Raw genomic sequence first — 25,096 nt, forward strand, 5'->3', positions numbered from 1 at the left:
CTTGATTTTCATAAATGTTCACCTTACTACCTTTTATCTTTTATTTGTTTTAATTCTAATTTATCATGTAAATCCCTGGTACCAATATAGGTAATTTTCTCCAGTATACTGCCAGTTAATTTAATAAAACAAAAGAGGAGCTGCTACATAGCAAACTCCTCCACTATCGTACCCGTTAGTTCAATGACCCAACTTTATGAATCTCCAAGTAAGTGCCATTTACCTCAAGAGCGAGTTCATCTTGAGATTCCTTTCCTTTTATTTCATACAACTTGCCAAGTTTCTCGTTCGAATCACTATTTTTCTTTGGCATTGGAACTACCAAATGCTTTATTTCACCGATTTCTTTCCCAATCTTCGTTGAAGGTACTTCGCCGAAGGAAACCCCGTATAAAGAATCGTTCCACGCAACGGAACTTGGATAAGAACTCTTATTATTTGAGCCATGGGTAGTTGAACATGCTGTTAAAGCGAGAACTAGCAGTAAAAACAAAAAAGACTTTCTCATACCCTGCCCCCCCCAGATAATACTTATTTAACTCTTCAATCTTATAAACGGAGATTTATGGATAATGTTGCTCCTTAATTTTGTTGCTAATCTGTCCATTAGCACAACAGGCTGCCGAGAGAATCATCAGCAGCCTACGTTGTGAAACATTATGGAGCTATCGTACCCGTTAGTGCAATCACAGACTGCTAGTATTCATTGGGAATTGTATGGATCCATGCTTACTCTTCATCGTAATTTTTTCTAATTACTATATGAGAGACAGATTCCCTTCTTTCAATGAGGAAAACCAATATTCCTTCGGGGAATAAGGGCCTTTGTTTCAATTGTTCGAAAGTTCGCCATGTTAATTTAATTCCTTCACGCTCGTTATGATTTATTGAATCCAAGACGTGCGTGTCATCAATTGAACCCCAATGCAAGATAGTGCAATCATGTCTCTTTCTCCCATCATACTCAACAATGCTCTCGTTGAGGCATGCAAGTTCACCAATATCTGATTGCAAATCAAATTCTTCAATCAACTCTCTTTTGATGGCTTCAGCGGCGGTTTCTCCGAATTCAACGCCTCCACCAGGGAAGCGATAGAATGATTCTTCACTATCACATTGCACTAAGAAAGCTAATCCGTCCTTACGGACGATAATTCCCTCGGCCCTCAGCATTGGCAGCAATGGTCGGCTCAAAGTTAATCCCCTCCTGCCCGTCAATAAAAATTGACAATGATTCTGGATAAACGCAACGGTTTCTTTATGAGATAATTTATCTAGGAGGTTTTCCGAATCTATTAGCAATATCTCATCTATTTCTTCTCCACATGGCTTTAGGTCAATTTGATTACCAACAAACTCAACTAAAAACATAGTAGTCTCTTGGCACTCAAAACCAATTTTCTTCTTTATATCGTCGTCAAAATAAAAAGTTATTTTTTCAGGTAGTTCTTGTTTAATGATGTATTTATCCGTCCCTGTTTCCTCAAGTAATTCACGCATAATCGCATCTTTTAGGCTTAAATCCTCTTCTTCAACCCCGCCTTTTGGAAAATCCCAGACCCCAGATTCCTTATCAAAAGTATTCAATAATTTATGAACTAATAAGAAGTTATCCCCCTGGAACACTATGGCCCCAACCGCTTTACGGACTGTCTGGAAATGAGAAGTATCCCCGTACAATTCAATGTTATATTCGGTATCTGTAATAACAACCTTATTTAATGATGTGGGCTGAATTGTTGGTGGGTTCCATAATTTTTCAAGTGAATCTCCTCTAAAATAGGCCATGATTACTTTAAGTGCAATTGCATGAGTAACGATTAAAACATTACCACCCTTGTGTCTATTTATAATATCTAATACTGTTGGAATGATTCTATCTTGTAACTGAGAAAATGATTCACCATCATTTGAGGGTTTATATAAATGCGCAGTATACCAAAAGGAGTGATATTCGTCTGGAAAAAGATTTTCAATATCTGATTTTTTATGTCCTTCCCACGAGCCTAGGCTGATCTCCTTCAAATTATCACAAATAATAATTTCATTTTCCCGTTCTTCTCGAATTATTTCTGCAGTTTGGTATGTTCTTGGACTGGGGCTGGAGTAAATTGCATCAAATTTAATATCCTTTAGAGATGATTTTAACCATTTCGCTTGACGTTTGCCTAATTTGGTTAAAGGAGAATCCTTAAGACCCTGCATTTTTCCTTCTACATTCCATTCAGTTTCACCGTGTCTAGTTAAAAACAACACAGTCTTCATCAATAAAACACCTCTCTCACAGGTTTCATAAAATTCGAAAATTGCTGAATAGTCTTTGTGAAACTGAGGGGGATATTCCTTTAGAGAATCCCCTTTTTATTTAACTAACTGCCAGTTAGTTGAGCGAAGGTCTGCCACACGCTGCAGTGAACTCCGTACGCCATCTATGCCGCTCACGCGACACCACAGATTATGGAAGTAATTGCGTTCTTCCATGGGAGCGTAATCATTAACGCCAAATCCTTTGTATAATTGGTGATGATGTGCCATCAAATTTTAAGTGGTAGACATCAGGGTTTGATAGCGCTTCCCATTCCTTGAAACCGATTTTTCTGTCATAATATTTAAACAACAAGGACATTAAGTTTCCATGGGTAACTATAACGATATTTGTTAATCCACTTTCTCTTACATCTTTTATGACCGATAAGGCACGGTCCATCGCAGTGATGCTTGACTCCCCACTTTCATAACACAACTCAAGATCATTAAAAGTATTACGAAGCATTTCACGCCAATTCGGATGATTCTCACTACACAATATTCTTTCTGATAATCGATCATCTGTAATTAAATTAACCTGTAGTTTCTGTGCTAATGGAGAGATTGAATCGATTGCCCTAACAAAAGGGCTTGAATATATGCTTTCAATGTTTTTTCCGTACAAAAATTTAGCAAGTCTATTGGCTTGCTTATAACCTTCCTCTGTAAGATTTGCACTTGGTGATTGTCCATCCGCTTTGCAATGTCTCACTATGTAAATGTTCAAAGAAACCCTCCCGTTTAAAAATTCTAAATCACTCTCAGATGTTTCTCTGCTCTTGTTATGCTTTCCTTCGTCCAAGGTGGTGTATTGGGATGATTTATTATTTCATCGTATGTCATCCAACATACTTCCTCGACTTCATCGGGACTTTTGCTATGTGCTGTTCCTTTGCCATACTCGCAAAGAAAAACAACGTTGATTACTTGCCGTCCGTCATCTAAAACAAATGAAGAATTATACAGGAAACGTATGTTCTCCGTAATTTGAATGCTAATTTCCTCAAATATTTCTCGTCTAACGGTTCTTTCGAGAATATCCAAAGAGTTCCCTTCAAAATCAACTTTGCCACCGACAAGAGAGAGGGTTCCGCCCGCATGTTCTTCTTTTGCACTTCGTTTAATAAGTAGCCATTTTTCTTTATAAAAGATAGCACCCTCAACATTTACAATAAACATTTTTAGTACCTCCATTAGCGGGCCTATGTATCCCAAGGATTGGATATTAATTAATTTTACGGCGAAAAATTATCTTCGTTCCTTAATCGTAAGCGTCAAATAGCCCCCACCTTTTCATCAAGATGAGAGCTATTTGACGCTTACTTTACAACTAACTCACTGGGATAACCTATTATATCGCGAAATTCTTCTTCTGATGTGATTAAATGGTCAAAGTTCCTCTTTTAGACCATTTATACACCAACAGGATTGTTTTGCACACGAATCAATTTCGGATATATACTCCCTTTTGTTAATAACTCCTGATGTGTACCCTGTTCAATCACCTGTCCTTCATCCAGTACATAGATTATATCAGCATCTATAATGGTAGACAGCCGATGTGCGATCACAATCGTCGTTAGATTTCTGCGAGAATCATCCAGATGGCGTTGCACCTGTCGTTCTGTCTCCAAATCTAGTGCAGATGTGGCTTCATCGAGAATGAGAATCTCACTGTCCACCAAGAGAGCACGTGCCAAAGCTATACGTTGTCGTTGGCCACCCGATAATTGAATGCCGCGTTCTCCTACCTGCGTATCATAGCCTTCTGGCAATGATTCAATAAAATCGTGAATTTGCATCTTGCTGCAAATCTCTTTCATATGCTCCTCGGAAACCTCCCGACCCATAGACAAGTTGTTTCTAATCGTATCAGGGAACAAAAAGGGCTCTTGGAAAACGATCGATAGACGCTGTGACCAATCATCTCGTTGAATATTCGACAAAGGTTCTTCATTCACTCTGATTAGACCGGTATCCGGTTCGTAGAAACGAATTAGTAATTGGGCAATCGTCGATTTTCCACCACCACTCGTTCCAACGAATGCGACCTTCTTCCCAATAGGAATATTGATATGTACGCCCTGAAGAACCGGAACACTTTCCGACTCGTATTTGAAGCTGACATTGTCAATTGAAAGACTCTTGATACTCGTGTTAATCATTTCAGTCCCCTCATGATCTTTCTCCCCATCCATGACTTCACGCACGCGTTCCACAGCAGCCATTTGTCCTGCCAGTCCCACGAGAAAGTTATAGACGCGTTCATAGGAAGTCAACAACTGTGAGGAGAACTGAAATACAACTACAAACAGACCGATGGACAGGTTCTCTTGAATGACCATATAGCCGCCATATCCTAATACAATTAAACGGATACCCCAAAGCATAGACATCGAGAACAACGCTTGCTGATTATTTAATTGCACTTGCTGCATAATTTTTGTGAAATACATACCAAACTTAGATCTGAAGCGGTTTTTCTCCCAGTCCTGACGATGATAGGCGATGACTTCACGCGAGGATGCGATACCCTCCTCAATCATGACTAGCAGCTCTGTTCGTTTCTCCGCAACTTCTTTCCCTGATTTCTTCATTCTGGGTGCAAAGTATTTACCTAGAGCAATATAAACCACACTGACTCCCAATATGGTCAGCAGAAGGATAGGACTGGCGAACCCGATAATAACGGACAATATCAGAGCACCACTTATTTCCATAATACCATTCGGAATTTGATGTGCTACAAGCCCGGAAGCCTGATCAATATCTTGAGTGAGGTTATGCACATATTTACCTGTACGCTGATTACGGAAGATACCTACCGGAATGCAGTGCAGATAGTGGATCATATCTTCAACCAATACACGTTGGAGTTTAAACTGTCCCCTATTGCGTACCATCGCAGCATAAAGATGTATTACATTGTATATGATCGCTAGACCTGCGAGACCTGCTAACAGTGGTACCAAAAGGTCAAAATTACGTTTAACAAATACATCATCAATAATAAACTTCTGGATGCCAATGATACTGATATTGGCCATCATTTCTATAACTAATAGTAATGTGGTGAATATCAAAAGTCCCTTCACCTGGCGCGCATATATCCATATCCATTGTTTGTTATTCAAGTGACTTCCCCCCCTCACCTTCCACTAATCTGTAGAGGGCCCCCCGTTGTTCAATCAATTCATCATAAGTCCCCACTTCGGCGATACCACCATTGTCCACGACAACAATACGGTCAAAATCCTTTACAGTAGACAACCGATGAGCAATAGTGATCGTCGTCCGTCCTTCGAATAGCTTGTGCAGCGCCCGTTGAATTTCCCATTCACTCACATTGTCCAACGCTGAGGTGGCTTCATCCAACAATACAATGCGGGGATTCTTAATAAACATGCGGGCAATGGAAATACGTTGTTGCTGCCCTCCTGACAATTTCACTCCGCGCTCACCGACGAATGTTTCGTACCCCTGAGGGAATTGTTGAATAAAGTCATGAGCATAAGCCGCTCTGGCCGCAGCAATTACCTCTTCGTTCGTTGCACTCGGATTTCCAAAGCGAATATTCTCTTGGATCGATGTCCCGAATAAATACGTTTCTTGAAAGACGAAGCCCATGGACTCATGAATCTGCTTCAGGGATAACTCTCGTAGTGAAATCCCATCAAGTGTGATCTCTCCTTCTTGGGGATCATAGAAACGTCCTACCAGCTTCAATAGTGTAGATTTTCCATTACCACTTGTCCCTACCAAAGCGATTCTTTCTCCCGATTGAATATCTAAGGAAAAATTTTTAATAAGTTCTGGCTGTGCTTGATAATGAAAAGATACTTGTTTAAACGAAACATTTCCTTGTACTGAATGAAGCTTTATTGGTGTGTTACATTCTTCGACTTCTGGTTTTTCACCTATAAAATCAAATAGTCTTTCGACCTGATTCATTAACACTTTCTGCTCAGAGGTCATCGTTACAATGTGGGTCATATCCTGCATCAATCGAAAGTAAAAAAACATGAACGCAACCAAAGAACCTGTACTTATGGCATCCTGCGTTAACAAATAAGCCCCATACGCAAATACAGCAACCGCGCCTAATTGAACGGAGACACGACGAACAAGCCCCCTTGCATAGCTCATGAAGTAAAACTTATTTACCGTTTCATGCATCTCCTTCTGTCTACCAAGACTCTGATGCAGATCCCAGTTCTTACCGCGGTACACTCGCAATTCCAATAATGCGGAAACCGTATCATAGATCTTTTTATTAAACCTAGTCCTCTTTACTTGGAGTTCCTGTCCCAGCATAGCTGCTCGTTTTTCAAAATAAGGTCCAATCAAGTAATAAGATATAAAGCAGGGAATCACCACCAAACTAAGGGAGATATGAATAGAAAGCATGAGGATAGCTGATATGACAAAAGTGACACCCGTGATTACCAATCCCGGAAAATACCGATGGTAAACTTGCTGGACAGCTGTAACTTCCGAATTAAACAAGGTTAGCGTCTCACCTACCGGATTCCGTTCATAATAGGAAAATCCCAGCTTCCGCAAGTGATCAAATAAAGAAAATTGCAAATCCCGAGCTGCTTTCTCCTGAACAATTCGTTGAAGACGGTTACGGAATATGGTCGCAATAAACATCATAACCACCAGCCCTGCAAGGATAACCAACAACCATAAGAACGCTTGTATATTCTTGGCTGGAAGCAACACGTCGATAAAATACTGGATAAATTTCGGAATCGATAATTCAACTGCAACTATAAACAGGCTGAAGGAAATAAACCCAACAACCAGCCCAGCATATGGCATTAAAAAACTAAGAATCCACAAATACGAAGTAAATGAAGCCCGTTTATTGTTTTTAGATATCTTTAAGATTTGAATTTCAGTCGCTGTATTGATCTATATCACCTCTGCATTTTTTTCTACACGGCCTCACATTTGAGATTGAACATCTACAAGTTGTCTTTATACATAATCAAGACCCATTAAGATTCCTCTTCTCAACAATTCTACCTTGGTCCATGACGAATATGACATCTTCATTCATAATAGTTGACAATCGATGGGCGATAATGGTGGTTGTTAACCCCTGCCTACTTACGTCCAAAACACATTGGAAATTACGTTCTGTTCCCATATCTAAGGCAGACGTTGCCTTATCAAGGATGAGGATTTCCGGTTTATGAATCAAGGATCGGGTGATGGCCAATCGCTGACGCTGACCGCCTGATAACCGTACCAATGGCTATAAACGTCGAGAAGAAGCGTTACTCTCAGCACCAAAGGTGATTGCGTCTATGATTGACCGTGCTATAGCTACTGGTGCCTCTGCATCTTATACCTTAATGGACAGTTGGTTCACCCAGTGAGCCGGCTTTTTACCGTAAGCCATTACAAAATTCATCATCGCATATGCTTCGGGGGAATCATTAATATTCTCGGATGCCTGTTTTAACTGTTCGAATTCTTCTATATTGATGATTCCTTTTTGGTAGAAACCTTTAAAACGTGTTATATCAAACTGCCGCTTAAAGCCCTCAACACCGTGAAGATCGCTATGCTGTGTGACAGTATCAATATCTAAATCAATATAACCTGTACTTGCTAGGAGGCGAGGCAGGCTCCTTCCTATATACCGATTGCCTCCTTTTGATGCTTGATAATCCGCAAGTTTCCGCAACACAGAGGGTAGCAGCATAATGTCAGGATAAATCGCTCCAAATATTCCGTCATCAATATCGATGATAACCAGTTTGCCGCCAGGCTTTAATATACGATAGATCTCTTGGGCAGCTTTCAACGGATTATGTAAATGAAGAAAGAGTAGCCGAGCCACAGCAAAATCGTACGAATTGTCAGGTAGTCCGGTATCGTATACCGATTCTTGTACAAAGTGCAGTCTGGATGATGGGATATAGTGTAACCTGTTTCTAGCTTCATCTAATAACGATGAATCAATTTCCAGTGCGGTAATCTCACTATCAGGCAAGTTATTGGCGAGTTGTTCGGTAACAAAACCCGGACCGCTGCCTAGTTCTAATACGTTCATACCGTTCTTCAATCCATACCATTGTAAGTTGCGAAACTCTTTATGCCACCCCATCATTGCTTGAACTTTCAGTCGCTCAACCTCCTCTTGATAACCCAGAGTGGCTTTACGAATATCGTATGTAGAATTACGTTCTTTCATATTTCCCCTCCTTGGTACATCTGTCTAACTGCGATTAATTATAATCATTTTATTAATTGGAAAAAACAGAAAGTAGCTATTAAGTTTTTTCCTATTTTACACTTTTACATCGTTCTCTGCTCCCTTAATAAAGGGTCTGATTTATTTCTGTAAATAAACATTTGTATATTCGAATTTCTGAAATGTGAAGCTCAAAAATCAATGTATTCTCAGTATTTACTTATTCAATGCTGCCATTTAGCTTAACGCCTATCAGTATATGTACAAAATATCTTATTTTGTGAAGATGTAAAAGAGCTGCCGCGGCAGCTCCTTCATCGTTTGTATAGAGTCCTTCATTGAACTAATGTACCCGTTAGCGTAATGACCAATACGTATTTGTTAGCTTGATCCTGTAACCTTTTATCTTCAATTAATATGCCGTTGATCTTTAGGCCTCGATGCGTTTCGTCTTCGTTTACTGTAACAATTGAGAATTGTTGTTTTTTTAAAAAAGAAGGTTTGCAAATAAGAATACAATAAATGAGACGCCTACAAAAATAAATAGATCCAACCAAAGGTATTCAGTTATTAAGTAAAAATTAAAAGTAGTATTCAATTATGGGAGCGAATTCACTTTGTTCGAGTTCTGTGATAATTTTTTGGACTTCTTTGTGATGATAAGACGTTTCTATTAGGTACATGCAAACTCCTATCAAAATTGAATAAAAAAGACTTCTCTTGATAGCTTTCATTGTTATTCCTCCCCAAAATGAATCTTTCATTTAAGACGCTTGCTCTGGACCAAAGTTGCGTTAATCTGCCAGTTACTTCAATGAGCATCAAAAAGGAGCTGTCCTCACGGCAGCTCCCCCACTATCGTACCCGTAATGGCAGCGATTAACTTTGCGGCACTTTAATGATTTCCTTGCGAATCTCATCTGGCAGAATCAGAGAAATCGTTCCAGAAAAATCCGTCACGCTTCCACCCACGGTTCTTTTGTAACCTGTCTGGGCATACTTTCCATCAGCATCAATGCGGCCAGATTCCACAGTATAACTATCTCCGAAAGGAGCAGAGTAGTAATAGAGAAAGGGCTTGTTGATTTTTGGTGTCGGTCCTGTACGATCCTTGAGTTTATCCTCTAATAGCTTATGAATGGAGTTGCCTTCTAACTCTTCCACATGTGCCTGCCAGGTCACCACGAGAAAATCATCCTTATATTCGAACAATGTTACCGTTTCGTTACCTTCGATAGTGAAAAACCGCAGCGCCTCTCCTTGAGGAAACAGAAATGCCGTGCTGTAATCTTCGTACGGGTGCAGGGTTTGTAAAGGCAGATACGCGTAATTGCGATCAACATATGCTGCTTTCATTGCAACTTGTCTGCTCGTTGACAAATCACCCGAGTAGAGCTTGGCTCGTTGATTCTGATCCAGCGGCGATTGGATGGAGACTGTGTCATTTTCCCAAGCCACCTTGTAGCCATACTGCTCCGATATAAATCGCAGAGGCACATACACACGATTATTGACGATTTTGACCGAAATATCCAATGAAATTGTACCAGGCTGGTTCAGACCATCCTCGACCGAGGCTGTCTTATTTCCGACAGTCAGCGAAATCTTCTCCGACCACTTGCGAACGGTTGCGGTCTTTTTTTGTTGATTCCACTCTACTGAGGCACCAAGCGATTCAGAGACAGCGCGAAGTGGAACCAGCACCCTGCCCTGAACGATAATGGGTGGACTATCGGTTTGAATTTGTTTATTTCTCACCGTAATGCTTACGTCTCCGGCCGCGAAGGCAGAGGAACTAAAACCTATCACGCCAATTATGGCAATTATGCATAAAAGCTTTTTCACTGTGCTCAACCTCCATCATAATAGCATTCTTCTTTCCATTGGTTAGACGCTAAAAGACATGAAGAAGTTACCTCTCCGTTAAACTGCTCGTTAGTTGAATGGCCGATCACCTGTCATTGTCTATTCAGTTTAAGATGTCTGTTGTAAAACTAAAGCTTTGATCAACAATGATTGCTTTATGAAGACTTGTTTCGTTTTTTGCTTTTGAAGAGATTGGGTTTGATGAAAGAAATCTTCATCTTTTAATAACTCAATCAACGCTTTNCAATGATTGCTTTATGAAGACTTGTTTCGTTTTTTGCTTTTGAAGAGATTGGGTTTGATGAAAGAAATCTTCATCTTTTAATAACTCAATCAACGCTTTGGTGGCCGCTTTGGTGGCTAGAGTTTCATTTTCAAGTAAGTAATAAGCGACTTGGTAACCATAGATTTCGTATTGCTTTAATACATCTGCTTTTCGTAGCAGCTCTTCTCTTCTAATCGTTGTTATCTCCACCGCCACTGTACATATTCACCTCGACTAACAGCGAGCTCTATTCGAGCTTATTATTTATCAGAAACCTGATCAAAATTTATACCTTGAAGGAAACCTGACGCAGCAAGGCTGTCGAACGATCCGACAGCCTCAGCGTTTCCGTTGAGCAAAGAATCTGCTTACTCCCATGCTGACCAGGTTCCCGCTTACAACGGCATCGTGATTACGATATAAAGGACCTTTCCATCTTCGAAATAGAGATGAAATTTGGAATAATCGCCGTCCTTATAGCTCCACTCCGTAGYCGACTTTTTGTTCGGCTCGCCAAGCTTCCCAATAACCTCCGCTTCGGTCAGTCCGACACGGATGCCGTCTTTCGTTCCATACTTCGGATCTTCAAAAACGCCAAGCTTCCCAATAACCTCCGCTTCGGTCAGTCCGACACGGATGCCGTCTTTCGTTCCATACTTCGGATCTTCAAAAAGGATGGCCAGATTCAACGCGATGATGCCTGGCTCGTACTGCCTGATACTATTCATCTTCTCGGTAAAAAAATTATAGTATTTTTTCTCGCTGACAAGCGGCAGGTTCTTAAGTTCTTTCTCCCAAGCTGTATAGTCTTTCCCGTCAATCTGCAGCCTTTCCCAATCATAACGATTTTCCTGCTCGATCACCTGGCCATTTCCCTGCTCCTTACGCGCCTGCTCAAAGAYCCTRTCGATCTTGGTGARCTTCGTTTCCGGCAACAGCAGTCCGTGCATCAGCAGCATGATCCCGTCGTCCACATAGAACGATTGTCCCTTCCATTCGATCGTGTTCGTCTTCAGGCGATAAGGAATTTGATAGATTTTCCCGTCYACCGAAAAACGGAGGAACACGCTCGCTTCAGAACCGGATGAAGCGGCCTCCGRAGCTTTAGCCGCAGTTAAGTCGGTTCCGTTCAGGCTTTGCAGAATAACATACTCACGATCGGCGGGAATTTCGAAGTCTTTCCCGCTCTGCGCGTCATGNAAGGTTGTTGCGATGGAACGGACGATCGCCTTGTTCTTAAGTTCTTTCTCCCAAGCTGYATAGTCTTTCCCGTCAATCTGCAGCCTTTCCCAATCATAACGATTTTCCTGCTCGATCACCTGGCCATTTCCCTGCTCCTTACGCGCCTGCTCAAAGACCCTATCGATCTTGGTGAGCTTCGTTTCCGGCAACAGCAGTCCGTGCATCAGCAGCATGATCCCGTCGTCCACATAGAACGATTGTCCCTTCCATTCGATCGTGTTCGTCTTCAGGCGATAAGGAATTTGATAGATTTTCCCGTCYACCGAAAAACGGAGGAACACGCTCGCTTCAGAACTGGATGAAGCAGCCTCCGAAGCTTTAGCCGCAGTTAAGTCGGTTCCGTTCAGGCTTTGCAGAATAACATACTCACGATCGGCGGGAATTTCGAAGTCTTTCCCGCTCTGCGCGTCATGGATCGAAATAGTCATCTCACTCTCCGTGCTGAATTGGAGCTGGTCCTTCAGTTTTCCGGTCAACGGGACGGTTTCCGCCGGCGGCTGAGGCTCGAWCTCCGGCTGCGGATCCGCCTGATCCGSAGGGGTCGGATTCGGTTTGGCCGTAGTGCCGTCATTCTGTTCACTCTCGAATAGAYCCGAGAGCCATCCCGTATAAGGGCCGCTTGGCAGGATGCCGCTTACGAAGATGACGGCCGCGACAACTGCCGCGAAGCCCGGAATCCATACCTTCYGCTTGCGTCCTCTCGATGGTTTGTTCATATTTTCGACCGCCTTCTCGATTACCGACATTTTTTCRGGGGTAAAGGTTTTCRCCCGCAACGGATCAGTTGTTTTCAATTTTTGCAKCCATTCAGGATCAAACTCRTTCATATGCAGTACCCTCCTCCTTCCAATAAGCCTTAACCTTCTGCCGTGCACGGGCTAATCTGGACTTCACCGTGCCTTCCGATACGCYGAGCACACCCGCGATCTCTTTCATCGACATATCGTATTTTCCGGMTAAAATGAGGACCTCTCTAAACTTAAGAGGCAGCTTCATGACGATTCTCCAAATATCATCGGATAAGGATTGCTCCAGCGCCTCGTGTTCGGCAGACGGACTCGTCTCCTTGCTGCTGACCCATGCCATGAGCGTCACTTTNATTCTCCAAATATCATCGGATAAGGATTGCTCCAGCGCCTCGTGTTCGGCAGACGGACTCGTCTCCTTGCTGCTGACCCATGCCATGAGCGTCACTTTACGTATAAACGCGGATCGCAAGTAATTCACGGACGTGTTGCGCGCAATGGACAGCAGCCATGTTTTGATGGAAGACTCGCCGCGGAACAGCTCGATATTTCGGTAGGCACTCAAGAACACTTCTTGCGTGATGTCATCAGCCAGGTCATTCCGCTTCGTCAGGATATAGGCTAAGTTCCAAACTTCCTGCCCGTACTTGATCATGAGCTCGCGCAGCAGACCAGCATCCATGACCGTCAAGTGTTTCCAATAGGATTCCTCCAACCTCTTCACCTCCGATGATTAGACAATGCGCTTCCCACTCTGGTTCCATTTTTCCAAAAAAAATGCGGTTGGGGAAACACATGGGATTAAAGACAATGGTTAGCATTCTCTCGTCTATCTGCTCATGGCCCGAAATTAACCGGAGCAGAGTTGATTTTCCGCGGCCGTTGCGGCCGATCAGGCCGACCTTCTCACTGATCAGTTATTTCTTTGATCGTATATTTTTTACTATCATAGAGGAGCAGTGTCATACATTTCTATTAAAAACCTCTAGTTCTTCTCTTTAACGGGGTTAATTATAAATGGTTTTAATGATAAACAATCTTATGAAATATTCGCCATTCGCACGGATCGGATACTATAACTTTTCAACTTCCATCAGTTGTATTCAACCTTAAGCTTATCTTTAGATAGCCGGCCTACTTAAAGATAAAGTCATGATTGTTGTTCAATTGAAGAAATCTTGAAATATTGAAATAAAATAGGAGGAGAAAAATAGGTTTTTATTCAGAAAACTTACATTTTGGTTCTCAATAGTCAGCATTATAATTTGTGCTTCCGATGCTTGGGGATGCAGGAGTTCGTTTTGCTTCACATTGCCACTATCAATATGGAGTCATATCGCCTATACCCCAAAAAAAGAAACGCCTCTTATAGAGACGTTCCGAAATTCTAGATCATTTACAACAAGTAATGTTGAAACAAAAACTACAACTAATTGAGGAAAAATCACATACAGATAGAAGTATTTCCTTCTTCCTCTAGCTTAATGGGCAGCATGCGGTCGCGGCTCTATCCGGCAAATTTCTTCCTGCGTGTTTTTAGCGTACGACGGGATGAAAATCGGGGGCCATTATCCTAGTTTAGGCAATTTACTATTGTTTTTGTATCCTGAATCGTATGCGCTCTTGATAGCGTCAGCCAATTCAGGCGTATATTTCCGGATTGTCAGTCTTCCTCGATCTAGGGCCGCTTTAGCGTATTCATCAGAGTAATACAGGGCATCATCCGTTACATGCACTAAATAGTATTGTCGTTCCGGACCAATTTTACGGCTTTTTACTTTTGTATTCAAGATCTTTTTAGCCCTACCCAATTTGGCACCTTCATGGATGTCAATGCCCCAGATCTCCTGACTGCTATTATCTAAAACCTCGTAGCCGACAACTACTCTGCGTTCTAAACTTTCGGATAATGTAAGTAATTTAAGTAATGTACAATCCGTTTCCGGTTTAAATTTTCCCTTTGTAGTTTTAGTGGATGACTTTGTAGTCATGCCTTTGGAGAATTTTCGTACTTTCTCTTCGGAAGAAACTTCTTCATCACTATTCGTTGTAGCCCTCTTGCTTGTCAATTTTTTCAAGAGTTCTTGTTCCATTTCCTGCTTAATCTTTTGCATACCCTGCGTCATTTTCCGGGTTAAATCCTGCTCCAATTTCTTCTGCAATTCTAGGCTGCTTTCGGCCTTGGTTTTANATTTCCTGCTTAATCTTTTGCATACCCTGCGTCATTTTCCGGGTTAAATCCTGCTCCAATTTCTTCTGCAATTCTAGGCTGCTTTCGGCCTTGGTTTTAGTCGTCGTCTTCGTAGAGGTAGTTTTCCGACTCTTGGTTTTCTTGGGGAGGCGTTTTGGCCTCGTGAGAGAATGAAGGGTTTTCTTTAACTCCTGCATCAAGGACTTTTGCACCTTTCGTTGCCTCGACATATTCGTCCTCCTTCTGGTGGATCCGTAGGAGGCACACAGATGTGTACCCGGGCTACTATTCTTATTCGGCACATAACTTTCCTCAGAACGGTAATCTCTCGAATCAGATATACGGCAGCCTGTGTTGAAGACTCGTTAAATATTTCAAGTAACGAGGACCGATAGAGCTCAAGATCCAATGCTTGCTAATTTCTATCCTCATTCTATCATTTCCATCATTTGGTTTGAAGATCAAAAAGAACATCTATGGTCTAAATGGGTTAGCTAGGGATCGGGGTGATATTGCTTGTTTGTCGGCGTAATATGTAAATCTTTAGAGCGGTACTAGGTGAAGTTGGTACTGCTCTTTCTTATTATTTTTAATTACAATAGGGCAGAGGAATAACTTTAGATAGGAGAACCCCATGAGAGTCGAGTTAGAAGCTTTATTATTTTATGGTGTACCGGGCATAGCGTTTATTTCAGTCATCCTATTTGCAGTGATTAGATTTAGAAAAACAAATTCTTTTCTTCGATCATTACTACAATCCATTGGTTTAGCGGTTCTGTTATATGGTACTACTTTCTTGTGGTGGTTTATTGATGGGGACGGGTTAGGTCAACTTGTCAGTATGATGTACTATGGAACCGGATTTATTGTAAATTGTTTTGTTAATACAGGCGTATTATATTTCTTGAAAAAGAAATATGGGTAACTTTATAGCTTTATTTTTAAGGGATAACAAACAAAAAAGCCCTCTAGAACACGAGAACTTTACTTGGTTATATCTATTCTCATCTCTTCGCCTCTTCTGGTCAATCTCCCTTGCTTATCAATGGAGTGCCCCTGGCAACGTAAATGTTTTTCAAGGTATTCGATGTCAGGTCTACTTTCTCTGGCATCGTTTAGGCTTTTGTTTTCCACGCTGATAGGTTGCTTCATTAAGTAAATATTTTTTCAAGCATGCAGATCACGAGCGGCAACAGCTGAAGAAGCAAATTCACTTTTATTCAAAAGCTGATTGTGCCATTCTATAAAACTTTTCGCTTCGATGACGTAACGTTCGATTGAATTATTTCGGAATCCATTTTCGTTTAACCATCGCTCATCCGTTCATCGAGCGTATCCTAGCACATGAAACAGTTCAAACATTTATAAGTCATGGCAATGGAAAGTGATGTGAGTCTGCAATGAACACCCCTAGATGTTTCATGCACTGCTCCTATTTACTTTCCTAGAATCCACGGCCAAACTGCGGCGGCTATCCTAAATCAGACAGCCCCCTCTTAAATGTTGAACGGTCAAAACTGTCAATACCGGTATTCTCAGTTCTTTAGAAATTTCTTCTATGTCTTTTCTTACATCAGTCAAAGACNCTAAATCAGACAGCCCCCTCTTAAATGTTGAACGGTCAAAACTGTCAATACCGGTATTCTCAGTTCTTTAGAAATTTCTTCTATGTCTTTTCTTACATCAGTCAAAGATGAAATGTGTAATAATTCTAAGAAATGATTACTATCAGGGCAATAAGTTACGTATAACTGCTCATGAATAACGATTTTCCCAATGTAGCATTTGTTTTTCATTATTGATCACTTCTCCAATCTCTCATTTCGAAAAATTTTCGAGATTCCATTTCATCTCCCCGAACCGGCCAACGGGCCTATTTAAGATCACTTCAACGTCTGATATAAAGTCTCTTTTTTGTTGCTGACGACTCAACATTAATAATCGTCTCCCAGACTCCAAACAGATCGACGGCGTCACATACGTCGCGGCGCGGGCCTACGGTGAGGCGCTCGGTGCAACGGTGGCCTGGGATGTCAAGACAAATATCACATCCGTCGAGTAAAGTGAAATCCCCGCTGGCTTCGGGTTGGCGGGGATTTTTGTGTTAGCTTAACGGTATAGCATCAATTACCACTATTATAGGTTTTCTTCTTAGCTCCTCAATTTCTTCGTAATCATAAGCCTCTAAATAATATACAAGTCTATCATTTGGCTGGACTATGGTGTTATATACTTGTGCGACGCCGTCCGAAATTGGCTTCGGATTTGAATCCAGAATGCCTCCAGCATCATAAACCCAGGCCCGGATTTTTAAATCTCCTGGTGGTGGGAAAATTCTTATTGTTACCTTAAGTGGCTTGCCGCTAATGTTTGACCAATCACCTATAGGACCATATTCCGTAAAATAACCAATTCTCCCAATGGTACGGTGCTTTGAGGTGCGGACTTCCGGATTGTAATCTCCCGGTTTCTCGTCGAGCCATAAACCAGAAGAAGCGGAAACCGTTCCTGCGGTTATCGAAAACAGACTAAACCCAACCAACGCAGCGGCCATAAACATTTTTATTCTCTTCAAACCCAACACTCACTCCCCCCCAACTAAAGGTTGAGTTTATTATCCTACTTAGATAATAATTTGTTAATATGTACCAAGGACTAGTTTTTGTTGATATGTGTCTAGTCTCCTTGGTTTAGCGTAATAGCACGAAGTCTACTAACGACTTCCTCCCATGGTTACTAATGATTTACAGTTGAAGGTATCCTGTGATATTATTGATAAAATTTTCAATGGGAGGCGTCATGAACAATATACTATCTGTTGTTTTGGATTTAGACGGAACGTTGTTGAATACCCAGCGTGAGGTTTCCCCGCGAAACCTTCAGGCTGTATTGGACTGTCACAAAAATGGGATTCAAATCATTATTGCTACTGCAAGGCCTTCACGGTCGGTACGAATGCTGCTGCCGGAAGAACTTCTGCAATTAGGCTGCATAATTTACTACAATGGCGCCCATACCGTGGACTCTTCATACCAATCGGAGGACCATGTGCTGATTGACCATGAAACTGTCTCTGATCTTTATGACGCCATTACCGCCCGAAGTGGTGAGCTTCTAGTTTGCTTTGAGGCGCAGGACGCCATGTTCAGTAATCGTTCCTTGGCTTCGGAGCATTTTGATATTCTCGGCATGCCTTCAGACGCCCCGGTTCCTACGGTACTGTCCAGAGAAGAAATTAGCCGGCTATGTCCTTCAAAGCTGCTGTTCCCCAATGTGCAGAATATTTACACGGAGCTGAAAAGCAGCTTCTCGCACCGGGTTAAGTTAATTCTAACAGATGGAAGCAGGCTGGTTCAGATTATGAATTCTTCCGTATCCAAAGCTGGTGCATTGGGACAAGTTTTGAGCCGAAGAGGACTTCATCCGGATCAAGCGATGGTTTTCGGGGATGATTACAACGACCTGGAGCTGTTTGATCTTTGCGGGTATCCGGTGGCAATGGGAAACGCTATTAATAAACTGAAAATTAAAGCCGCACGAATAACGGAGACAAATGACGATGACGGCGTAGCGGCTGTACTTGAAGCGTTACTGCAATCTCGTAGTATACAACAGGATTCTTAAGTACATAAATCAGATTGTTATCAAGAGTAATCTGTGGAACTTCTCCCTGATCTTCTAGATCATCCAAAGAAGCTGCCAATTCTTCCGACAGCTTCATCATAACTGTTTATTGCGCTATCGTACCCGTAAAAACATACATGCGGTCACTTTAGATATTAACCATCTTTAATGAAATCTAAAAAAATTTGAGGTGTTTCGAAAAAATAATCTGGTGAAACTGAAGACAATCGCTCTTTTCTACCTTCTCCCCATAATGCCGCAGCACTTTTCATGCCTGCAGCTTGGGCGGCCAGAATGTCCGTAGGCTGATCACCGATATACAGGCATTGCTCAGGTTCAAACTCCATTTGTTTGGCCGCCATTAAAAGCGGAGCGGCATTAGGTTTGTGATCAACCGTATCTTCTTGCCCGATAATACATGTAAACAGGTCCGTGATGGAGTTAGCTTCCAATTCTTTCAAAATGTATTTACGTCGTTTAGAAGAAACGATCCCCATTGCAAAACCTGACAGCTTAACGGCATTCATCATTTCCTTTACCCCATCATAACACCGAATGGAGTGGCAATAGGTATCGTAATGTTCTACTGCTTTCTCAAATATCTGATTTCCACTTTCCGGGAACATAGTGACAATCACTTTTGCCACAGGTTTCCCAACAAGCTGCTCGAGCTCATCGTCTGTTGCTTCCCGACCCAATATCGTGCGAAATCCCACGCGATTAGCATCGGTTGCTAATTTCTCGCTATCCTGTATAGTACCGTCTAAGTCAAATAAAATACATTTCATACTACTCCTTGTTCTCCCTTCAAAGACGTATTCAGGCAGGATCAGATGATCCTAGGTCTGAAGATCTGAGCTTTGTTCACGTTTTTCTTAGATATTCGATACTAATTGCCTAGTTTCCTTTTTTCTGTAAACTACCCCCGTTGTTGAAGAAAGCAGGAAGGAGCCGCATCAAAGCAGCAGCTCCTCCACAAAAGTTTTCCGTTAGTCCAATCTTAACTTTATAAAACCAATAATTCTCCGTTACGGAAATAATAAATATCCTCTCTTTTAAAGCCGTACTCCCCATTCATTTGCTTAATATGTGGCTCAAAAGTAAAAAAAGATGCTTCGCTCAGTGGCATCTTGTTTCCCAACTCAAAATATTTTCTGTCATTTTTATTAAATTCTATTGTGTGTCCTAAATTACCAGAAAAATCAAGATTAAGGTAATCGAGTTGTTTTATAATTCCATTCATGTATAAGTAAACTTCTTCAAAAGTCATGTCTGGTTTTACATACTCTATGAACACGTTATGAAGTTGTTTTTCTGCTTTAATTCCATGTGAAAATTCTAGAGCAGACTGAGTTTTGGTATTTTGAAGTGCATCTTCGTCAGTCACATTTCCATCAATAACTATAAACGTTCGGGCATAGTCTCCCCAATAGCTGTTAATCTCAGGACTAAGGTCTACGGTCACAATATCATTCTTACCTACTAATGTTTCCGCAGGTTTATAATCCTTACCTGATTCAGAAATTTTTGTTCTCTTTCCAACATGAACGAAAGCCCCTATACCGTGATACCAAAAACTATTGACACCACTATCTCTCATGATGCCTTCGGCTTTATAAACGATTTCACTTTCTGAGATGCCTTCTTTAATTATATCCGTTAACTCGCTTATTGTTACTTTGGCGATAGATTGAACGTAAAGATAATGTGACAAATGCTCCACAAGATAGCCCACCCTTAGCTTATTAATCCAAATGTGTCTTTATTATAAATTCTTCCTTTTAACAATCCTGCCCGTTAGCCATTCATGCCGCTCATGCAACACCACAGATTATGGAAGTAATTGCGTTCTTCCATGGGAGCTTAATAAACCAGGTGCAGCTGCAGCAGCGAACTGCTCCTATTTTGATTGAACTATCGTACCCGTTAGCCATCCATGCATCTCTTATGCTGCACCACAGAGCATGAAAGTTAATCCGTTCTTTCATGGTAGTTTAATAATAATTCAATTAATTGGTTTGGATTATTAATTAGAAATGTTGGGTTTAGTGGTGAAAGTCTTTCAAGCTTACCTTCTCCCCAAAGAGCCGCAACGCTAGTCATGTTTGCGGCATGTGTGGCTTGTATATCTGTCGGCTGGTCTCCAACATACAAACACAGATTTGGCTGTAAATTAAGCTTTTCAGACAATTGTAGTAAAGGAACAGGACTAGGTTTAAAATCGAGACAATCTTCCTTTGCCAAAACTGCCTCAAAAAATGGAAGCAACCCAGTGTTTCGTAATTCATTTTCTGCATTTTCCCTTAATTTTGCAGTAACAATCCCTAGTATAAATTCATTTTCATGAAGGATTTTTATCATTTCCCGGATACCAGGATATTCTTTAATCTGATGATTATATTTTCTATAATAAGCTAATGTTTCCTCTATTATTTTTTCTTTTTCAGAAGGTGATAAGAAGGGGAATATAACATCTAAAGCCTTAAACGGTTTTCCGAGTAAGTATTGTTTTTCAGATTCATTTAATTCTCGATTTAAAACTTTTTGAACCCCGTAATTATATGCTTCTGAACCCAGCCCTTCACTGTTAATTAAGGTCCCATCCAAATCAAATAAAACACCTATATACCTTCTCAACTAAACTCCACTCCATTTCTCAACTCAGCTCTTCTATTTCCGGACTATGCTTGTATAGTAGGCTTATTAGGTTATATTACCATAACTGGAACTATCCTGTCCGTTAGCTTTATAAAAAGAGCAGGCCACCGCAGCACCTGCTCATCTATGTGTTATTCAACTCCCGTACCCGTTAGCTGAATGAAAAATTATTCATTTTTTCTCTCTGCGAATGCAAAAGAGTTATTTATTGAAGAGAGACTTAACAGATTTAATTAATCGATCGATAATCCAACCAATTAGAAACCAAAAAAATAAAGTTAAAATATAAAATAGAGGAGCATGCTTAAAAGCAAAATGTTGATCTACTAAAAGGAAGGGGGGGCTAGTATAGTAAGCTAATAAGCCTTTGTCATCAAATCCTGTTTTTGCATCTAACCCAGTCAAATGAAAAACAATGATTAATAGAGATACAAGTGGTATCCAAAAACTAAATTTTCTAAACAATTTTGCACACCTCAATCATGATAGTAACAGCAAACAAAAGCTGATTTTCTTGATGAATTTACTGAATAGACCTCCGTTTATTTATTTATTTATTTATTTATGACTGCATCCCAATGAAAAAAGTATATCATCATGATTTAACAGGAAATAGTACTAAATATTCGTAGTACCTCATCCGAGTTTATTGATCTATCCTGCCCGTTAACTGAACAGGCTGCCGATTGTTAAAAGCAGCCTGTTATCATTGCACTATCGTACCCGTTAGCTCAGTCACGACAGCTGATTCGTGGCATAATTCCGGTATTCGGACACCTCGTCGACCGAAGCCGGATTCAGGAGGCCCAGTTCACGTAATATCGCAACGTTTTGACAGATACCCTGCAATTTCGAAAACTCGCCAATCTTGAACAACCTTCCCCCTCTCCTTTCATAACAAAATAACCGGCCGTTTTTGGCGACCGGTTTTTATGTTGCGTCTTGCCTACCCTATACCTTCCTTGCCGAATGCATCTTCTTCAGCCAAGTACTCATTCCAAAGCCGGGAAAATTCCCCGTCCGCGCTGCAAAGTTCACGGAAAGTACCTTCCTCGACGATATTCCCTTGCTTAAATACATACACATAATCGAAATGCCGTACAAGATGCAATCGGTGCAGAACGCTTACCACGCATTTGCCGGATAAACGCTCGAACAGCCTTTTGAAAATAACTGTTTCGGTAGCAGGATCCACATTGGAAGTCGGCTCGTCAAGCAATACGATGCTGCTGTCTCTGACGGCGAAAATCCCTCTGGCCAAAGCAAGCCTTTGCTTCTGCCCTCCGGAGAGATTGACGCCCTTCTCCCGAATGTCGCTGTCGAGCCCGTTAGGCAATCCATGAACGACATCGCTGAAGCCGGCGGTCCATATCGCGGTTTGAATGTCTTCCTCAGTAGCTGGCATTCCCATCGTGATATTGTAGCGCACCGTATTTTCAAAAATTTCCGGTTCTTGTGGGATCAATGCCGTCGTACTTGCCAGCGATAAGAACGGCACCGCCTTGCCGTCATCCTTAATCAAAGCACCCTCTTGAACGGGAACCAAGCCCCGCAGCAGTTGAAGCAACGTACTCTTGCCGGCGCCGCTTTCACCGACGAATGCGATTCTTTGGCCGTTGATCAACCGTACCGATACATCCGTAAGCTGATGCTTTCCGTACCCATACGAGAAGCGGAGCGACTGAACGTCAAGTTTGTTCCATCTGTCAAGGTCGGATTCTTCCTGCTCATGAACGTTTGCCGCAACTTTTTCCTCGAGGATCGGTCTCACAGCTTCAAAATCGGTTGTCTGGTGGATGACAATCTCATAATCGAACGTATAGAATTGAAACGATGACATGCATTGCTGCAGATAAAAGAAAATGGCCGTTACGGAACCGATCATGATGACATGGCCGGCTTCTTTCTGGGCGTAGATGTAATATAAGATCAATCCGATTTCAAGAAACATGATGATAAAAGCGGCGATAAAGCATTTCAATTGTGTAATATTATGCTCTTTAACCAGATGTGGAAGCACTTTCTTGATGCGCTCGTCAATATCTCTTCTAGCCGGCTGCCCCAGTCTGAGCATAATAACGGTTCTGATATTACTGATATAATCATGAAGCGCCGTCGCGACGTTATGAAACTGTTCGTTCTGAGCCCGATATGCCGGTACGATCAAGTTATAAAATTTCTTGGTAATGATAACCGATACGATACCACTTATTACGGTAATGCAGGATACGACCGGAGAAATACTCCACAAAATAAATAACGGTCCCCAAAACTTTATAAAAAACCCTACAAAGTTGTACTGGGACAGGCTGAAATTGTAAAGTCCGTCAGCCGCTTTATTCACTCTATCAATAACGGATCCCGAGTGATGGTCTGAATGCCAACCAAGCGGTAACGAATGGAGACGATTGAACATTGCGTTGACGAAACGTTTCCTGATGCGGAATGCGACGAATATTTCAATATAACGTGCGCCGCGGTGAAAAATCTCAAATGTGAAGAAACATAGTACATAAAACAGAACCCAATGGATAACTTCATTTACAACGGACGGGTTATTCTGCTGCAAAGTATTGATAATCATAGAAAAAGCATACGGTTGACCCAACTCGCCGAGAAATGAAATCGCATGTAAAACTAAATAGACCGCAACCTTCCATCGCTCTCGATCGGCGTAGAACCACAGTTGTCTGAACATTTTGAAGTATTCCAAGATACCTCTCCCCTTCGAATAAATGTTGATCCTCGTAAACAAACTTTGGACACAACACTTATTAGGAGGGCCTCGTGCGCGGCGTCAGAAGCGTCAGATCATATCGAACGTTCCTCCAGTTCATGTAATGGAATTTTCCTAGTTTTACCATACAAATGATGCTATGTCAATGAAAAATCGGTATTATTCACCGGTATGTTCGGGTATGCCGGACATTGGTGTTGCCCAAGAGAAACTTCAGTTCTTTGAAGACAATAATCGTTGGTCCAATTTTGAGTCGGAGCGGACCGAAAAATTGCTGGTTTAGGGTGTGGTTTAACCCGCAATAAGTTCTTTAATTTACAGTACCTCCACCGAAAGCGATTTGATAGTAAGACTGCCGCTGCGGTTATTTAACTATCGTTCCCAGTTAGCGTAACGACCAAGTAATTTAGATTTCTTTTAGCCAGCCTTCAATCTCAGTAATCATCTCTGCATAACGCCTAATAGCTGCTATGGTTCCTGCANGTTAGCGTAACGACCAAGTAATTTAGATTTCTTTTAGCCAGCCTTCAATCTCAGTAATCATCTCTGCATAACGCCTAATAGCTGCTATGGTTCCTGCAACCTGTTCAGTCCCAGCTTTCTGTTCTTCTTGTTCCTTACAATCAATCCATAAAGACCGCTTTAGACTATATTCTAGCCAGTCCAACTTCCCTAAAAATCCACTCGCCAATATCATTCTCCAGTTTGCTTGGAGTTGTTCTTCTGTTCTTTTATAGCCAGTTATGAAAGCTAAGAATTTGTCTTTGTCAATCTCGCCTGATTCATTTTCTGACCAATAAACAGCTGTTTCAATCAAGTCCTGCTTAGGGTTTCTATATCCAGCACATTCCCAATCAATAAGAATTGGATCGATTTTATCCCACATAACATTCTTAGGATCTAAGTCGCCATGACTGATAACCATGTCCGAAGAAAGTTGTTTGGCTGAGATTATTGCTATGGCATTCCAGTTGTTAAGCATTTCAATGTTTTCTAATAATAAATTTGTCCATTCGGCATTAGTCTCTTGTCCTTTTKTCAAATAGATGTTCCAATCGGTTGGTCGACGATCTTCTGAACAATTATTTGCTATCCCAAGATCTGAAAAATCCCCCATATGTAGAGACGAAATAATACCACCCATTTTTTTGCAATGGCTCGCATTTATGTCACTGGGTTTTAGGCTTTTGCCATCTATCCAATCGAATACAAGACAGAATTGGTCACCCACTTGTTGGATAGAGGCACCATT

20 protein-coding genes and 3 pseudogenes are annotated in these 25,096 nt (G+C 41.4%); 3 read left to right on the plus strand and 20 right to left on the minus strand.

All coding sequences use genetic code 11. The features are described from left to right. Window positions 1-175: 175 nt before the first annotated feature. From ASG81_RS22650 to ASG81_RS22680, 7 genes are all read right to left on the minus strand, one after another. Entirely contained in the window at window positions 176-508 is a 333-nt protein-coding gene (locus ASG81_RS22650; protein WP_056639566.1) for a lipoprotein, read from the minus strand. A 221-nt stretch (window positions 509-729) separates the two neighbouring features. Continuing rightward, entirely contained in the window at window positions 730-2,265 is a 1,536-nt protein-coding gene (locus ASG81_RS30205) for a histidine phosphatase family protein (protein ID WP_081417515.1), read from the minus strand. A 229-nt stretch (window positions 2,266-2,494) separates the two neighbouring features. Then, window positions 2,495-3,034 carry a histidine phosphatase family protein gene (locus ASG81_RS22660; protein WP_056639568.1) on the minus strand — a complete coding sequence of 180 codons (540 nt, stop codon included), beginning with the start codon at window positions 3,032-3,034 and terminating at the stop codon, window positions 2,495-2,497. Between the two features lie 23 nt (window positions 3,035-3,057). Continuing rightward, the gene (locus tag ASG81_RS22665; RefSeq protein ID WP_056639570.1) at window positions 3,058-3,486 is read right to left on the minus strand and encodes an NUDIX hydrolase; all 429 of its coding nucleotides are present in this window, start codon (window positions 3,484-3,486) and stop codon (window positions 3,058-3,060) included. A 233-nt stretch (window positions 3,487-3,719) separates the two neighbouring features. Beyond that, on the minus strand, window positions 3,720-5,441 hold the full coding sequence (locus ASG81_RS22670) for an ABC transporter ATP-binding protein (RefSeq protein WP_056639574.1): 1,722 nt from the start codon (window positions 5,439-5,441) through the stop codon (window positions 3,720-3,722). Then, window positions 5,434-7,131, minus strand: coding sequence for an ABC transporter ATP-binding protein (locus ASG81_RS22675; RefSeq protein ID WP_056639576.1), 1,698 nt, complete (start codon window positions 7,129-7,131; stop codon window positions 5,434-5,436). The genes ASG81_RS22670 and ASG81_RS22675 overlap by 8 nt, the downstream gene beginning before the upstream one ends. Before the next feature lie 169 nt (window positions 7,132-7,300). Further along, entirely contained in the window at window positions 7,301-7,567 is a 267-nt protein-coding gene (locus ASG81_RS22680; RefSeq protein ID WP_081417516.1) for an ATP-binding cassette domain-containing protein, read from the minus strand. Between ASG81_RS22680 and ASG81_RS33035 the strand changes: the two are divergent. Beyond that, window positions 7,554-7,688, plus strand: a pseudogene (locus tag ASG81_RS33035) (IS4 family transposase); the annotation flags it as partial. The gene ASG81_RS22680 and the pseudogene ASG81_RS33035 sit on opposite strands and share 14 nt — an antisense overlap. On the opposite strand, the pseudogene ASG81_RS22685 reads toward ASG81_RS33035, so the two are convergent. The 6 genes and pseudogenes from ASG81_RS22685 to ASG81_RS31280 all read right to left on the minus strand — a co-directional run. Beyond that, a pseudogene (locus ASG81_RS22685) lies at window positions 7,661-8,521 on the minus strand (methyltransferase domain-containing protein); the annotation flags it as partial. The pseudogenes ASG81_RS33035 and ASG81_RS22685 sit on opposite strands and share 28 nt — an antisense overlap. 873 nt (window positions 8,522-9,394) lie before the next feature. Further along, on the minus strand, window positions 9,395-10,360 hold the full coding sequence (locus ASG81_RS22690; RefSeq protein WP_056639582.1) for a copper amine oxidase N-terminal domain-containing protein: 966 nt from the start codon (window positions 10,358-10,360) through the stop codon (window positions 9,395-9,397). Window positions 10,361-11,041: 681 nt separating this feature from the next. Then, on the minus strand, window positions 11,042-11,845 hold an 804-nt coding region (locus ASG81_RS33040), incomplete at its 5' end, for a DUF2845 domain-containing protein (RefSeq protein WP_235548982.1). Between the two features lie 856 nt (window positions 11,846-12,701). Beyond that, a partial coding sequence (locus tag ASG81_RS33045; RefSeq protein WP_235548983.1) for an RNA polymerase sigma factor occupies window positions 12,702-12,986 on the minus strand: 285 nt, incomplete at its 5' end. Between the two features lies 1 nt (window position 12,987). After that, window positions 12,988-13,316, minus strand: a pseudogene (locus tag ASG81_RS33050) (RNA polymerase sigma factor); the annotation flags it as partial. Further along, window positions 13,231-13,551: an ATP-binding cassette domain-containing protein gene (locus ASG81_RS31280; RefSeq protein WP_155971807.1), complete on the minus strand. Its 321-nt coding sequence runs from the start codon at window positions 13,549-13,551 to the stop codon at window positions 13,231-13,233. The pseudogene ASG81_RS33050 and the gene ASG81_RS31280, both read right to left, overlap by 86 nt. Window positions 13,552-15,459: 1,908 nt before the next feature. Here ASG81_RS31280 and ASG81_RS22720 point away from each other — a divergent pair. Then, complete coding sequence (locus tag ASG81_RS22720; RefSeq protein ID WP_056639595.1) at window positions 15,460-15,750, plus strand: hypothetical protein; 291 nt, start codon at window positions 15,460-15,462, stop codon at window positions 15,748-15,750. A gap of 1,179 nt (window positions 15,751-16,929) precedes the next feature. Here the strand turns inward: ASG81_RS22720 and ASG81_RS22730 are convergent. Next, window positions 16,930-17,406, minus strand: a complete 477-nt coding sequence (locus tag ASG81_RS22730) for a hypothetical protein (protein WP_056639602.1) — start codon at window positions 17,404-17,406, stop codon at window positions 16,930-16,932. 218 nt (window positions 17,407-17,624) lie between these two features. Between ASG81_RS22730 and ASG81_RS22735 the strand changes: the two genes are divergently transcribed. After that, a complete protein-coding gene (locus tag ASG81_RS22735; protein WP_056639605.1) occupies window positions 17,625-18,449 on the plus strand; it encodes a Cof-type HAD-IIB family hydrolase in 825 nt (274 codons plus the stop codon). 155 nt (window positions 18,450-18,604) lie between these two features. Here ASG81_RS22735 and ASG81_RS22740 read toward each other — a convergent pair whose 3' ends face one another. The 6 genes from ASG81_RS22740 to ASG81_RS22765 all read right to left on the minus strand — a co-directional run. After that, on the minus strand, window positions 18,605-19,237 hold the full coding sequence (locus tag ASG81_RS22740) for an HAD family hydrolase (protein WP_056639608.1): 633 nt from the start codon (window positions 19,235-19,237) through the stop codon (window positions 18,605-18,607). 218 nt (window positions 19,238-19,455) lie between these two features. Then, complete coding sequence (locus ASG81_RS30220) at window positions 19,456-20,172, minus strand: M24 family metallopeptidase (protein WP_162255057.1); 717 nt, start codon at window positions 20,170-20,172, stop codon at window positions 19,456-19,458. 248 nt (window positions 20,173-20,420) lie between these two features. After that, window positions 20,421-21,086, minus strand: a complete 666-nt coding sequence (locus tag ASG81_RS22750) for an HAD family hydrolase (protein WP_056639611.1) — start codon at window positions 21,084-21,086, stop codon at window positions 20,421-20,423. A 756-nt stretch (window positions 21,087-21,842) separates the two neighbouring features. Continuing rightward, window positions 21,843-21,983 (minus strand): hypothetical protein, encoded by a 141-nt coding sequence (locus tag ASG81_RS31285; RefSeq protein WP_155971805.1) that lies wholly within the window; start codon window positions 21,981-21,983, stop codon window positions 21,843-21,845. A 70-nt stretch (window positions 21,984-22,053) separates the two neighbouring features. Beyond that, complete coding sequence (locus ASG81_RS22760) at window positions 22,054-23,820, minus strand: ABC transporter ATP-binding protein (RefSeq protein ID WP_056639617.1); 1,767 nt, start codon at window positions 23,818-23,820, stop codon at window positions 22,054-22,056. Window positions 23,821-24,349: 529 nt separating this feature from the next. Next, window positions 24,350-25,096, minus strand: a 747-nt coding sequence (locus ASG81_RS22765) for a phosphotransferase (RefSeq protein ID WP_056639624.1), incomplete at its 5' end; no start/stop codon positions are given.

The sequence above is a fragment of the Paenibacillus sp. Soil522 genome, assembly GCF_001428245.1.
Classification (GTDB): domain Bacteria; phylum Bacillota; class Bacilli; order Paenibacillales; family Paenibacillaceae; genus Pristimantibacillus.

Coding starts and splice junctions, on each gene's coding strand:
- ASG81_RS22675 (WP_056639576.1), bottom strand. CDS start 7,131: ATGCCATATGCTGGGCTGGTTGTTGGGTTTATTTCCTTCAGCCTGTTT.
- ASG81_RS22650 (WP_056639566.1), bottom strand. CDS start 508: ATGAGAAAGTCTTTTTTGTTTTTACTGCTAGTTCTCGCTTTAACAGCA.
- ASG81_RS30205 (WP_081417515.1), bottom strand. CDS start 2,265: ATGAAGACTGTGTTGTTTTTAACTAGACACGGTGAAACTGAATGGAAT.
- ASG81_RS22665 (WP_056639570.1), bottom strand. CDS start 3,486: ATGTTTATTGTAAATGTTGAGGGTGCTATCTTTTATAAAGAAAAATGG.
- ASG81_RS22735 (WP_056639605.1), top strand. CDS start 17,625: ATGAACAATATACTATCTGTTGTTTTGGATTTAGACGGAACGTTGTTG.
- ASG81_RS22720 (WP_056639595.1), top strand. CDS start 15,460: ATGAGAGTCGAGTTAGAAGCTTTATTATTTTATGGTGTACCGGGCATA.
- ASG81_RS22740 (WP_056639608.1), bottom strand. CDS start 19,237: ATGAAATGTATTTTATTTGACTTAGACGGTACTATACAGGATAGCGAG.